Raw genomic sequence first — 13,775 nt, forward strand, 5'->3', positions numbered from 1 at the left:
AAGCCATGCGCGCAGCCGTACTTCATGGCGTCGGCGAGATCCGGCTGGAGGAGCGGCCGCGACCCGAGCCAGGCCACCGCGAGGTGCTCGTACGGGTCGACTCGGTGGGCACGTGCGGCTCGGACGTGCACTACTACGAGCACGGCAGGATCGGCGACTTCGTGGTGGAGTCCCCGCTCGTGCTCGGCCACGAGCCGTCGGGGACGGTGGTCGCCGGCGGAGCGGGGGCCACCCGTCACCGCCAGGGGCAGCGGGTCTCGCTGGAACCGGGCGTGCCCGACTTCACCTGCCCGCAGTGCCTGGCGGGCCGCTACAACCTCTGCCCGCGGATGCGCTTCTTCGGCACCCCTCCGATCGACGGCGCCTTCAGCGAGTACGTCGTCGTCAGGGAGGAATTCGCCTACGCCGTTCCCGACAGCCTGTCGGACGACGCGGCCGCCCTGATCGAGCCGCTGTCGGTGGGCGTGTGGGCCTGCGCGAAGGCGCGGGTCGGGCCTGGCACCCGCGTGCTGGTCACCGGCGCGGGGCCGGTCGGGCTGCTGTGCATGCAGGCCGCACTCGCCTTCGGCGCCGTCGAGGTGATGATCACGGACGTCAACCCCGTCCGGCTTCGGCTGGCCCGCGAGCTGGGGGCGAGCGCGACCCTCGACGTGCGGGACGGCCGTCTGCCCGAGGCCGGGTTCGACCCCGACGTGCTGCTGGAATGCTCGGGCCGTCCGGCCGCCATCGGGGAGGCCGTCAGGGCGGTCGCCAGGGCGGGGCGCGTGGTCCTCGTCGGCATGGGCGGCGAGGAGATCCCGCTGCCGCTGGCCCACGTGCAGACCCGCGAGCTCGAGGTGACGGGCACCTTCCGCTACGCCAACACCTGGCCGCGGGCCATCGCGCTCGCCGCCTCGGGACGCGTCCAGCTGGACGCGCTGGTCACCGGACACTACGGCCTGGCCGAGGTGGAGCAGGCGCTCAAGGCCGGCGGCCGCGATCCCGAGGTGGTCAAGGCGGTTGTCCGGCCACAGGAGTGATGGAGAGATCGATGGCTACAGTCATTTACGACGAGGCGACCCGCGTCTATCCCGGATCCGACAGACCCGCGGTGGACGCGCTCGACCTCGACATCAAGGACGGCGAGTTCCTGGTCCTCGTGGGGCCGTCGGGCTGCGGGAAGTCCACCTCCCTTCGCATGCTGGCCGGGCTCGAACGGGTCGACGGCGGCCGCATCAGCATCGGCGACCGCGACGTCACCCACCTGGCGCCGCGCGACAGGGACATCGCGATGGTGTTCCAGAACTACGCGCTGTACCCGCACATGTCGGTGGCCGACAACATGGGCTTCGCGCTACGGGTGATGAAGGCGCCGAAGGAGGAGCGCGACCGCAGGGTTCGCGAGGCCGCCCGCCTGCTGGACCTGGAGGAGTACCTCGACCGCAAGCCCAAGGAGCTGTCCGGCGGTCAGCGGCAGCGCGTGGCCATGGGCAGGGCGATCGTGCGTGAGCCGAAGGTGTTCCTCATGGACGAGCCGCTGTCCAACCTGGACGCCAAGCTGCGCGTGCAGACCCGCACCCAGGTCGCCGCGCTGCAGCGCAGGCTCGGGGTGACGACGGTCTACGTGACCCACGACCAGGTCGAGGCCATGACGATGGGCGACAGGGTGGCCGTGCTGAAGGACGGTGTGCTCCAGCAGGTCGACACGCCGCTGCGGCTCTACCAGCACCCCGCCAACGTCTTCGTCGCCGGCTTCATCGGCTCGCCCGCGATGAACCTCGCCGAGTACCGGGTCGAGGGCGAGGAGGCCGTCCTCGGCCAGATGCGGGTACGGCTGAGCCGCGAGACGCTCAAGGCGATCGAGGACGAGGGCGGCGACCGCGTCGTCCTGGGCTTCAGACCCGAGGCCGTCGGCGTGGTCGGCGACGACGACGACCAGCCCGCCTTCCCCGTCACCGTCACCGTCGTCGAGGAGCTCGGCTCGGACGCCTTCCTGTACGGCCAGCACGCCGACACGAAGGACCCCGCGCTCGTCGGCCAGACCGTCATCGCGCGGGTCGACCCCAACGCGCCGCCCCCCAAGGGCGCCACGGTGCGGCTGCGGATCCTGCCGGGCAAGGAACGGCTCTTCTCCGCCGTCACCGGCCTGCGGCTGCCCGCCGCGGAGTCCAGCGGATGATCGTGTCCTGCGGCGAGGCACTGATCGACCTGGTGCCCAGGCAGGACGGCGCCTACCTGCCCCGCCCAGGAGGCAGCCCGGCCAACGTCGCCGTCGGTCTCGGCCGCCTCGGCGCCGAGGCGGCCCTGCTGGCCCGGCTGGCCGACGACGGCTTCGGCGGCCTGCTGCGCGCGCACCTGACCCGGTCGCACGTCGACCTCGGCCTCGCCGTACCCGCCGAGGAGCCCACCACGCTGGCCGTCGTCACCCTCGACGCCAAGGGCGGGGCCGAGTACGCCTTCTACGTCGAAGGCAGCGCCGACGGCGCCTGGCGCCCCGACCGGCTGCCGGCCGCGCTGCCCGAACGCGCCCGCTGCCTGCACGTCAGCGGGTCGTTCGCGCTCGCCGTACCCGGCATGGGCGACACGCTGGAGCTGCTGCTCCAGCGGGAGCGGCCCATGCGCGCCGTCACCTTCGACCCGAATCTGCGACCACGGCTGGCCCGCGACCCCGCGCGCCTGCGCGAGCGGCTGGAGCGCTGGATCGCGCTGGCGGACCTGATCAAGGTCAGCTCCGACGACGTCGCATGGCTCGCTCCCGACGAGCCTGTCGAGGCCCTCGCGGCCCGCTGGAGGAGCCGCGGGCCGAGCATCGTCGTGGTGACACGCGGGGCGGACGGCGTCCACGCCGCAGGACCGGCCGGAACCGTCGACCTACCCGCCGAACGGGTGCGGGTCACCGACACGGTCGGCGCCGGGGACGCCTTCATGTCCGGCCTGCTGGCCGCCCTCGACACGGCCGAGAGCCTGTCCAGGCGGCGACTGGCCACGATCTCCGCCGACACGCTGACCGTCGCGCTCACCTACGCCCAGCGCGTCGCGGCCATCACCTGCACCCGCGTGGGCGCCGACCCGCCCTGGCGGTCGGAGCTGGACCCGCTGATCACCGAGCAGAGCGCTACAACGTGCCACAGCCGTCGGTGAGGCCCTTCGGAGCCGCCACGTCACTGGGTTTCGGCTTGGGCGTCGCCTTGGCGGAGGCCGGCGGCGAGGCCGACGGTGACGGCGCGGCGGAGGCGACGACGGGCTTCGGCGTGACGGAGTCCTTGAGCGCCTTGGCGGTGACGGTGCGGATCTTCGCCCAGTCCGGGTAGCCGGTGTTGATCAGCGGAGGCACGAACTGCACGCTGGTGACCTTCGCGTTCTTCACCTTCAGCGCCAGCGGGACCAGGTGCTCCAGCATCGGGCGGGGGATGTCGGTCCGCACCAGCTCCTTGGTGGCCAGCGCGATCCCGTTGAACCTGGTCAGCACCGTGGTGGGGTCGGCCTCCCTGAGCAGCGCGCCCATGACGCAGCGCTGCCTGCGCATGCGGGTGAAGTCGTCGCTGAAGGTGCGCGAGCGGGCGTACCACATCGCGTCGGCCCCCTTCAGCTTGCGCGTGCCCGCCTTGACCAGGCCCTCGTTGTACTTGCCGAACACCACGTCCTGCTCGACGTGGATCGTGACGCCGCCGATCGCGTCGATGAGCCTGGCGAAGCCCCACATGTTAACCAGCGCGTACCAGTCGATCTCGAGACCGAGCGTGTAGCCGATGGTGTCCATCAGCGCCTGCGCGCCCTGTCCCTTCCTGCCGCCGAAGATCTCGGGGTGGGCGTCGGCGTACTCCCACACGCTGTTGAGCAGGTCACTGCGGCCGCCTGCGGCGTCGGTGGGGAGCCTGAAGCCGTCGGGGAAGCGCTTGGCCATCGGGCTGCCAGGTGGGAAGCGCACGTTCTCGAGGTTGCGCGGCAGGCTGAAGAGCACGGTGTTGCCGGTCTTCACATCGATGCTCGCGACGTTCATGCTGTCGGTCCGCACGCCGGTCCTGTTGTCGTCGGCGTCGCCGCCGAGCAGCAGGAGGTTCACCCTCGTGCGCGTGGCCCAAGGGTCTGCCGGCTCGCGCTCGCCGGCCTGCGGCTCGGAGGGCTGGTTGAAGACGCTGTCGATGGTCCTGTCCGAGACCCACAGGAGCTGCGCGGTCGCGGCGAACGGCACGACGACGGCGACAGACAGGAGCCCGGCGGCGACTCCGGTGAGCAGCTGTCCCCGCTGGGGCAGCCTGCCGGGCAGGAGAACCAGGAAGGAGTGGACGACCAGGGCGAACCATCCGAGGCCGAGCACCGCGGCGGCGGCCATGGCCGCGGTCAGCCAGGCGCTGGAGTGGATCAGCCAGCCTGCCAGGTCCCCGTCGGCCGCCAGCACCAGCCACAACACGCCCAGCAGCAGGAGGGCGTAGCCGCCCAGCAGCGCGAGACCCGTCCTGCGCCATCCGGCGCGCAGATGCGCCGCGCCGGGAGCCACGGCGGACAGCAGCGTCCAGCCCAGCACCGCGCCCGATCCGGCGGGTCTCGTCCTGTCCGTCACGCGTAACCTGCTTCCCCATCCGGTCCGTCGTAGGCCGACGGGAGCTTACGGACCCATTACGAAATATCCGCCTATAACCGGATGAACATCCAGCAAATCCTGCCGACCGAATAACATTCGGTTCATGTCCTTCACTCAGATCGAGTACGGCGTGACCGACGGCATCGCCACCCTCACATTGAATCGCCCCGAACGGCTGAACGCGTTCACCTTCACCATGCGCAGCGAGCTCATCGACGCCTTCGATCTGGCTGACGCCGACGACTCCGTCAGGGCCGTGGTGGTCACGGGGGCGGGCAGGGCCTTCTGCGCCGGGGCGGACCTCGGCGGGGGAGGGGAGACCTTCGGCCGCGCCGACGACGGGCCGCGCGAGAGCGTCGACGGCGCCCCCCGCGACGGCGGGGGCACGGTCGCGCTGCGCATCGCCGCCTCACTCAAGCCGGTCATCGGCGCGATCAACGGCGCCGCCGTCGGCGTCGGCGTCACGATGACGCTGCCCATGGACATCAGGATCGCCGCCGACGGAGCCAGGTTCGGCTTCGTCTTCGCCCGCCGCGGCATCGTCACCGAGGCCGCCTCCAGCTGGTTCCTGCCGAGGATCGTGGGCATCTCGCAGGCCATGGAGTGGGCGGCGACAGGACGCCTCTTTTCCGCCGCCGAGGCGCTGGAGGGGCAGCTGGTCTCCAGGGTCTGTCCCGCGGACGAGCTGCTGCCCACCGCCTACGCGCTGGCCCGCGAGATCGCCGACAACACCTCGGGTGTCTCCGTCGCGGCGATCAGGCGGCTGATGTGGTCCGGGCTGTCGGCCGCCTCCCCATGGGAGGCGCACGCCGCGGACTCCAGGCTCATGGCCGAGCTGGGCGGGGCCGCCGACGCGGTCGAGGGCGTGACCTCCTTCCTGGAGAAGCGGCCCGCCCGCTTCACGATGAAGGTCAGCGAAGCCGATGTGCCGTTCTGGCCGGCCAATCCCTATGGTGATTGACGTGTACGAGACCACGGTCCTGCGCCTGCCGTCCGACTTCGAGGGCGAGGTGGTCGCCACCCTGCTCGCCAGGACGGCCGGCTCCCGCCGCGCGGTCCTCTACCTGCACGGCTTCACCGACTACTTCTTCCAGGATCACCTGGCCGACTTCTACCTGGAGCGGGGCGTCGACTTCTACGCCCTCGACCTGCGCAAGTACGGCAGGTCGCTGCTGCCCCACCAGACCAGGGGCCTGATCAGGAGCGTCACCGACTACTTCCCCGAGATCGACGAGGCCGTCCGCCTCATCAGGAAGGACCACGACGAGCTCACGCTGAACGCCCACTCCACCGGCGGCCTGGTCGCCGCCCTCTGGGCCGACAGGGCGCGCGGCAAGGGCCTGGTCCAGGGGCTCGTGCTCAACAGCCCCTTCCTCGACCTCAACGTGCCCTACCCGCTGAGGCTGGCCGCCGACCTGCTCAAGACGCCGCTGTCCTACACGACCAGGCCGCTCCCGCTGGGCGTCAGCACCGCGTACGGCCAGAGCATCCACCGCGACCACGGCGGCGAGTGGGACTTCGACCTGGAGCTCAAGCCACTGGGCGGCTTCGACGTGCACGCCACCTGGCTGGCCGCCATCCGCAGGGCGCAGCGCCGCCTGCACGGGGGGCTCGCCGTCGACGTGCCCGTGCTGGTGCTCGCGGCCGCGGCGGGGCTCAGGGTGCGCGACTTCAGCCCCGAGGCGCGCTCGGCCGACATCGTGCTCGACCCCCGCCAGATCGCCAGGTGGTCCACCTCGATCGGGCCGCACGTCACCTGCGTGCGGGTGCGCGACGGCATCCACGACCTCGTGTTGTCGGCCGAACCCGTGCGCAAGCAGGTCTTCGACGAGATCGACCGCTGGACGCGCGCCTACGTCCAGGGATGATCACCAGGGGATGGCGAACAGGCCGTAGTAGGCGGCGGCCACCAGCAGCAGCCCGGTGCCGCCCAGCACGCCCGCCATCGCCACGTGCTGCCACCTGCTCGGCCGCATGCCCTCGCGCAACCCCGACACCACCGCCGCCACGGCCGTCACCTCCTGCAGCAGCATGAGGACGGCCAGCGCCCTGACCACCAGCCATCCGGCCAGCACGGCGGGCCACGCGCCCGCCTGGTTGATCGAGAACATCACCAGCAGCATGATGAAGGCGAGCACCGCGGCCAGCAGGCCGAGGCCCGTCCACACCATCTTGTGCAGCCTGCGCCTGATCGGCGGCCACAGCCTGGCGTTGGTCTCCTCCAGCGTCGTGTGGCGACCGCGCAGCCTGACGAACATCACGGCCACGGGCCCCGCGACGTAGCCGACCGCGGCCAGGCAGATCGTCAGGCCCAGCATGGCGCCCCCCGCGTACCAGGGGGCGGCCGGCACGTCGCTGGCCGCGAAGCGCTGCACGGGCGTGGCCCCCGCCAGGTGCAGCGCGGGCTTGGCGGTGCCGGGCAGGCCGAGGATCCAGTTGCCTAGCGTGTCGAGGTAGCCGGGGGTGAAGGGGCCGCCGCTGATGCGCATCGCGTGGTCGGCCCTGTCGAGATAGCGGATGGTGTAATCGTCGTTGCCCGCCGCGGTCAGGCCCTTGATCAGGGCCTCGGTGCTCTCGACGAAGGGGATCGAGGGGTCGGCGGTGCCGTACAGCGCGAGGACGGGCTGCCTGACGCCCTGCAGCGCGGGCAGCGCGTCGTAGCGCAGGAAGTTGAAGCCCACGCCGCCCATGGCCCTGGTCAGCAGGTCGCGCGCGCCGATCGGCGCGCGCAGGCGCAGCAGCTGCTCGTTCAGCGCCCACGCGACCTGGCGCAGCGGCGAGACGTTCGGGGAGGAGACCAGCACGATGAAGCCGACGGCCGAGCTCTTGGCCGCGGCGATCGGCACCACCCAGCCGCCCTCGCTGACCCCCCACACGCCGGTGCGGGCAGGGTCGACGTCCGGCCTGGCGCGCAGGTGGCCGACCATCCGCAGCACGTCGTCGGCGAGCAGGCCGAAGTCCCTGCTGCGGAAGTCGTAGCCGATCTCCCTCTTGTCGTAGGCGAGCGTGACCACGCCCGCCCTGGCCAGGAACTCCGCCTGCGGCGTGAACTCCTCGCGCGAGCCGTTGCCCGAGCCCGACACGAACACCATCGCCGGGTGCCTGCCCGGCCTCAGCGGCACCCTGATCGTGCCGTGCAGCCACTGGTGCTCGGCGCGGATGGAGAAGCGCTCGGTGCGGAAGGAGCCGGTCGCCGCCACGGGACGCCGCTCGACCGCGGGCTGCGGGGGCAGCGACTGGAAGACCGGATCGGCCGTGAGCGGAGGGGGGTCGAAGGCCGGAGGCAGGGCGTAGCCCACCGTCGCGAGAGCCATCAGCACCAAGCCGACGGCCACGCTCAATGTGCCTCGGCCGGTGGGCATCGGCCTCCCCATGTGAGTTGGTTTGCCCGCTGATCTTCTAGCCTACTCCCGGCGGCCTCACCGACGCCCATGATAAATGTCGGTGGAAGCTGTTAGCTTCCTGCCTCATGCGCCTCTTGCACACCTCCGACTGGCACCTCGGCCGGTCCTTCCACCGCGAGAGCCTCATCGAGGGCCAGGCGGCCTTCGTCGACCACCTGGTCGAGACGGTCAGGGCCGAGAAGGTGGAGGTGGTGGCGGTCTCCGGCGACGTCTACGACAGGGCGCTGCCCTCGGTCGACGCGGTCGCGCTGTGCAACGAGGCGCTGCGGCGGCTGGCGGGCGCGGGGGCGCGCGTCGTCATGATCAGCGGCAACCACGACTCCGCGCGCCGCCTCGGCTTCGGCGCCGACCTGATCGACTCGGCGGGCGTCCATCTGCGCACCGACCCCTCGCGCGCGTGGGAGCCCGTGCTCATCGGCGACGTCGCCTTCTACGGCATCCCCTACCTGGAGCCCGAGCTGGTGCGCGGCCCCTGGGAGCTGGCCGAGCGCAGCCACACCGCGGCCCTGTCCCATGCGATGGCGCGCGTCAGGTCCTCTCTCGTACGGCAGCGCCGCTCGGTCGTGCTCGCCCACGCCTTCGTCGCCGGCGGCGCGGCCAGCGACAGCGAACGCGACATCAGCGTCGGCGGCGTGGCCCACGTGCCCCTCTCCCTCTTCGAGGGCATCGACTACGTCGCACTCGGCCACCTGCACGGCCGCCAGCGCATGTCGCCTTCGGTGCGCTATTCGGGCTCGCCGCTCGCCTACTCCTTCTCCGAGGCCGACCACGTGAAGGGCTCGTGGCTGGTCACGGTCGGCTCTCCCGAGGCCGACTTCGTCCCCGCCCCCGTGCCCCGCCCTGTCGGGCGGCTGCGCGGCCGGCTGGAGTCGCTGCTGACCGACCCGTCGCTGGCCGACCGCGAGGACCACTGGCTGCAGGTCACGCTCACCGACCCCGTCCGCCCCAAGGCCGCGATGGACCGGCTGAGGGCCCGTTTCCCGCACACGCTGGCGCTCGCCTTCGACCCGCAGGGCGCCGTGCCCGGCGCTCCCGCCGCCCCGCTGAGCGGGCGGCCCGAGGCGGAGGTGGCGCTCGACTTCGTCCGCGAGGTGCGCGGCGAGCCCGCCGACCCGATGGAGGAGCGGCTGCTGCGCGAGGCCGTCGAGGCGTCGAGGATCAAGGAGGTCCTGGTCTAGATGCGGCCGCACCGGCTGACGCTGACGGCGTTCGGTTCGTTCCCCGGCACCGAGACCGTCGACTTCGACGCTCTCGCCGAGGCAGGGCTCTTCCTCGTCCACGGGCCCACGGGCGCGGGCAAGACGACCCTGCTCGACGCGCTCTGCTTCGCCCTCTACGGCGTGGTGCCCGGCCAGCGCAACAGCGCGCGCAGTCTGCGCTGCGACCACGCCGCGCCGTCCGTGGGGCCGTCGGTCGAGCTGGAGGTGACGCTGAGGGGCCGCACGCTGCGGATCCAGCGCTCACCCTCGTGGACCCGTCCGAAGCTGCGTGGCACCGGGTTCACCGAGGAGAAGGCCAAGGTCATCGTCTCCGAACAGGTGCGCGGCCAGGAGTGGCAGGGGCTGACCACCCGGCACGACGAGGCGGGCGACCTGATCGGCCAGCTGCTCGGCATGAACGCCGACCAGTTCTGCCAGGTCGCGATGTTGCCCCAGGGCGACTTCGCGCGCTTCCTGCGCGCCGATGGCGACGAGCGGCGGCGGCTGCTGGAGCGGCTCTTCACGGTGAAGGTGTTCACGGCGGCCGAGGCGTGGCTGGCCGAGCACCGCAAGCGGACGTGGAGGGAGTCGCAGGAGGGCCGGCAGGAGGTCGAGTTCACGGTCAAACGGCTGGAGGAGGCCGCGGGAGAGACCCTGCTTAACCGCGTCTCCTCGGCGGCTTCGTCATCCGTCGGGCCCGTGTCCGCGCCCGTGGCCGGGGTGGTCCCCGCGCCCAGGCCCGAGGCCGACGGCGAGGCGGCGCCCACCCAGGAGAGCGACCCGCTCCGCTGGTCGGGCCTGTTGCTCGAGACGGCAAGGGCACTCGCGGGTCAGACCACCACCGCCTGGTCCGCGGCGGAGGCCACGCTCAGGGAGCATCGCGACAGGGTCGAGCAGGCGACCGCGCTGGCCGACAGGCAACGCCGTCACGCGGAGGCGACCAGGCTGCGACGGGCGCTCGACGAACGCGCGGAGGAGCGCTCCGACCTCCTCACGATCCTCGACGAGGCCACCAGAGCCGACAGGGTGCTCCCGCTCATCACCGCCGCCAGGCAGCGCGCCGAGACGGCGGGCAAGTCCCGCGCTCTGGCCGCCGACGCCCTGGCCCGTGCCCGCCCCCTCCTCAGTGGGCCTGCCGGGTTCGAAGGCTTCTCGCGGCCTCTGCCCGGCCTGCAGTCCGGCCCCTTCAGCTCGTCCGGCTCCGTGGGTCCTCGGGGTCTTGAGGGGGTCGACCTCGGGATGCTCGCGGAGATGGAGCGTGAGAGGCTCAGCGAGATCTCCAAGATCGCTGAGCTCCTCGTCGACGAGACCAGACTCGCCCAGCTCCACCGCGACCGCCGGGCCGCCGAGCACGAGATCGCCACCCTGTCCTCCAGGGAACGAGCGATCGCCTCCAGGCTGGAGGTGCTGCCCGGCCTGGTGAGGTCGGCCGACGAGGCCGCGGCACAGGCGAGGCTCGACGCGGCGCGCATCCCCGCCGCCGAGGCCGCTCTCGCCTCCGCCACGGCCCGCCTCGAAGCGATCGAACGCCGCGACCGGCTCACGGCCGAGCTCGCCACGGCTCACACCGAGATGGTGACCCGCCTCCGCGCGGCCGCCCCCCTCTCACCGGCACTGGCCGCTCTGACCCCGCCTCCCGCATCCCTCCCGTCCCCACCGGCGTCTCCCGCATCCCTCCCTCCGTCCTCCGCCACCTCGCCCTTCACGGAGTCGGCGCGTCCTGGGCCTGGGCTCCTCGAGCGGCGCCAGGGCGACGGGCAGCTGGTCGGGGCGCAGGGGGCCGATCCAGTCGGCGATATCCGGGCGGGCCGGCTCTGGCGAGCCGTCAAAGAGGAGGCGCGGAGGGTCGAGCGCACTCTCGGCGACCAGCTCGCCACCCTCGAAGGTCTTCGCGCCGACGAATCGCGACTGGCCGAGCTCGACGAGCGGCTGGCCGTCCTCGAGGCCGAACTGTCCGCGCTCGCCGAACGCGAGCTGGCCGCCCGCGCCGCGGCGGACGACCTGCCCGCGGCGCTCCACGAGGTCGCGGGGCAGCTGGCCGAGGCACGGGCCGCGGCGGGGCGGCTGCCGTCCGCGACCGCGGCGTGCGACGCGGCGGCCTCCGGCCTGGCGACGGCAGGCCGCAGGCAGGAGCTGGAAGAGGAGGCGGAGGCGGCCCGCGACGCGTACGGCGCGGCCGTCGAGACGGCGCAGGCGCTTCGCGACCACCTGCAGGAGATCCGCCAGGCCCGTATCGAGGGCATGGCCGCGGAGCTGGCCGCCCAGCTGTCCGACGGCGCCCCGTGCGCGGTGTGCGGCTCTCCCGACCACCCCGCGCCCGCAGCCCCCGCCCCGATCGCGTACGCCGCCGACGACGAGAGCGAGGCGCAGGCGGCCTACGACGCGGCGCTGGCCGAGCGCCAGTCGGCCGACAGCGTCCTGTCCTCGCTCAGCTCACGACTCGACGAGCTCTCGGGCGCGCCGACCGTGGCAGAGGCGGAGGCAGAGCTGGCCGCGCTCTCTGACGAACTCGAGGCCCTGACCGCGCTCGCCTCACAGGAGGAGGGCCTCGAGCGGGCGGCGCAACGACTGGAGTCCGAGCTCGAACAGGCCCTCGACCAGCTCCACGACACGGAACGACGGCTGACGGAGGCCCGTACGGCGCGCGAAGGGCTCTCGGGCGAACGAGCCCGCGTCCTCGCCAGGCTGGACGAGGCGCGAGGCGAGGACGCGAGCCTGGGCGCGCGGAGGGAGCGGTTGGGCGGCGAAGTCATCAGCCTGGCCGAGCTCGCGGAGTCCGCCGAGCAGGTGGGCGAGATCGCCGCCCGCCTCGACGACGCCCTCACCGCTCTCGCGAGCCTTCTCACCTCGGCTCCCGGCCCGCACACCTCCAGACCTCCGGACCCCACAACGGGTACGCGGACGGACTCGGCCTCGGACGCCGGGGCGAGCCGGTCCCGCGCGGATCGTACCGAGGGTGAGACGGGCAGAGGGCGGACCATTGGGAAGACGTGCTCGGAGTCCGGCGGTGACGCCGAGGTGGGCGGCACGTGGGCCGATGCGTCCGGCGAGGCTGTGCGGGTGGACAGGGAGTGGGCTGAGGATGTTCGTGTCGTCGCCGAGCGCGAGCTGGCCAGGCTGAGGAGAGCCGCCGACACCTATCCCGGCCTGGCGGGCAGCGCAGGGGAGCTCGCCGACGAGCAGGTACGGCTGGGCGCCGCGTTCAGGGAGCTCGGCGTCGCCCTGGCCGCCTGCCGTACCAGAGTCGAGGAGCTCGGAGCCGAGGCGGAGAGGCTGGCTGAGCGGATCCACGTCGCCAGAGGCCAGGACGCGACGCTCGTCGCCAGGCTCGAACGGCTCAAGGAGGAGGCGCAGTTGCTCAGGGAGGCGCACGAGGCCACCCAGGCTGCCATGAGCGCCGCCGCTGAGCATCGCGACGCCGTCCAGGCGGCGGAGGAGGCGGCCAGGCAGGCGGGATTCCTCGACGCCGACGACGTCCTGCCCGCCGTACGCACGCAGGAAGAGAAAGAGGAGAAGGCCGAGCGGCTGCGCGAGCTCGACGCGCGGCACGCGTCGGTGACGCGCACGCTGGCCGATCCCGAGCTGGTGGCGGCCGCCGCGCAGCCGCCGCAGGACCTGCCGGCGCTGGAGGCCGAGCGAGAGCAGGCCGAACGGGAGCACACCGCGCTGGCCTCGGCCCGAGACCGGGCGGAGCGGCGGGTGAGCAGGCTCGCCGAGCTGCACGAGGAGCTGACGGCGTGCCTCGGCCGCTGGCAGCCCGCCGCCGACAGGCACCGCCTGGCCGAACGGCTGGCGGCGCTGGCCAGCGGCACCTCAGGTGACAACCAGTGGAGCATGAGCCTGTCGTCGTACGTGCTGGGGGAGCGGCTCAGACAGGTCGTCGACGCGGCCAACGAACGGCTCGATCACATGTCAGGCGGGCGCTACCAGCTTCAGCACGACCTGCGGAAGACAGCGGGGGCGCGGGGCAGGGCGGGTGGCGGGCTCGGACTGCGGGTGCTCGACGGGTGGACGGGGGTGGACCGCGATCCGGCGACGCTGTCGGGAGGGGAGTCGTTCATCACCTCGCTGGCGCTGGCGCTCGGACTGGCCGACGTGGTGACGGCCGAGGCGGGGGGTGCCGAGATCGGCACGCTCTTCGTGGACGAGGGCTTCGGGACCCTCGACGAGGACACGCTCGACGGTGTGCTGGACATCCTCGACGGGCTGCGTGACGGCGGGCGCGCGGTCGGCATCGTCAGCCACGTCGCCGAGCTGCGGACGCGGATCCCGGCCCAGCTCAGAGTGGCCAAGACGAGAAAGGGCTCCACGCTGTCGGTGATCACGGGCTGACGTCGGCCTGGTGTGATCATCATGTGGAGCGCCCGACGCTGTCGGTGGTCGCCAAGCTGATGTCTCTCTAGGGCATCACGTGAAAGGGCGACGATGGTGGGTGTGACAAGGGCTCTTGGGGGAGGGCTCGAGGGGTGTCCACGGGGCCGAGCTGATGTGTCGAACCGGCAAACGCGGCCGGGCCCGGATCACGTGTGGTGGCGGAGCAGGTGCGGTGTCTGTGGCTCGTCTGGAGCGAACGGCATGTGCTGCCCCTCCTCCTGCCCAGGGGGCGGGTGA

The 13,775-nt window shown here is 72.5% G+C and carries 9 protein-coding genes; 7 read left to right on the top strand and 2 right to left on the bottom strand.

The features are described 5' to 3' along the window. Window positions 1-5: 5 nt before the first annotated feature. From ABFX50_RS27390 to ABFX50_RS27400, 3 genes are read left to right on the top strand one after another with little or no spacing between them, the layout of a single operon-like run. The gene (locus ABFX50_RS27390) at window positions 6-1,019 is read left to right on the top strand and encodes an NAD(P)-dependent alcohol dehydrogenase (RefSeq protein WP_346150196.1); all 1,014 of its coding nucleotides are present in this window, start codon (window positions 6-8) and stop codon (window positions 1,017-1,019) included. Window positions 1,020-1,030: 11 nt separating this feature from the next. Next, entirely contained in the window at window positions 1,031-2,158 is a 1,128-nt protein-coding gene (locus ABFX50_RS27395) for an ABC transporter ATP-binding protein (RefSeq protein ID WP_346150197.1), read from the top strand. Beyond that, a complete protein-coding gene (locus tag ABFX50_RS27400; RefSeq protein WP_346150198.1) occupies window positions 2,155-3,120 on the top strand; it encodes a carbohydrate kinase family protein in 966 nt (321 codons plus the stop codon). Before ABFX50_RS27395 ends, ABFX50_RS27400 begins: the two co-directional genes overlap by 4 nt. On the opposite strand, the gene ABFX50_RS27405 is transcribed toward ABFX50_RS27400, so the two are convergent. Further along, the gene (locus tag ABFX50_RS27405; protein ID WP_346150199.1) at window positions 3,095-4,540 is read right to left on the bottom strand and encodes an LCP family protein; all 1,446 of its coding nucleotides are present in this window, start codon (window positions 4,538-4,540) and stop codon (window positions 3,095-3,097) included. The two genes, ABFX50_RS27400 and ABFX50_RS27405, sit on opposite strands and share 26 nt — an antisense overlap. 124 nt (window positions 4,541-4,664) lie before the next feature. Here ABFX50_RS27405 and ABFX50_RS27410 point away from each other — a divergent pair, with 124 nt between their 5' ends. Further along, a complete protein-coding gene (locus ABFX50_RS27410; protein ID WP_346150200.1) occupies window positions 4,665-5,522 on the top strand; it encodes an enoyl-CoA hydratase-related protein in 858 nt (285 codons plus the stop codon). A 1-nt stretch (window position 5,523) separates the two neighbouring features. Further along, a complete protein-coding gene (locus tag ABFX50_RS27415) occupies window positions 5,524-6,429 on the top strand; it encodes an alpha/beta hydrolase (RefSeq protein WP_346150201.1) in 906 nt (301 codons plus the stop codon). On the opposite strand, the gene ABFX50_RS27420 is transcribed toward ABFX50_RS27415, so the two are convergent. Next, the gene (locus tag ABFX50_RS27420; RefSeq protein ID WP_346150202.1) at window positions 6,430-7,923 is read right to left on the bottom strand and encodes an alpha/beta hydrolase family protein; all 1,494 of its coding nucleotides are present in this window, start codon (window positions 7,921-7,923) and stop codon (window positions 6,430-6,432) included. It lies immediately after the preceding gene. 107 nt (window positions 7,924-8,030) lie between these two features. On the opposite strand from ABFX50_RS27420, the gene ABFX50_RS27425 reads away from it, so the two are divergent. Both ABFX50_RS27425 and ABFX50_RS27430 read left to right on the top strand, forming a co-directional pair. Then, entirely contained in the window at window positions 8,031-9,143 is a 1,113-nt protein-coding gene (locus ABFX50_RS27425) for an exonuclease SbcCD subunit D (RefSeq protein ID WP_346150203.1), read from the top strand. Then, window positions 9,144-13,496: an AAA family ATPase gene (locus tag ABFX50_RS27430; RefSeq protein WP_346150204.1), complete on the top strand. Its 4,353-nt coding sequence runs from the start codon at window positions 9,144-9,146 to the stop codon at window positions 13,494-13,496. Window positions 13,497-13,775 lie beyond the last annotated feature (279 nt).

Source organism: Nonomuraea recticatena, from assembly GCF_039533245.1.
GTDB classification, from domain to species: Bacteria; Actinomycetota; Actinomycetes; order Streptosporangiales; family Streptosporangiaceae; genus Nonomuraea; species Nonomuraea roseola.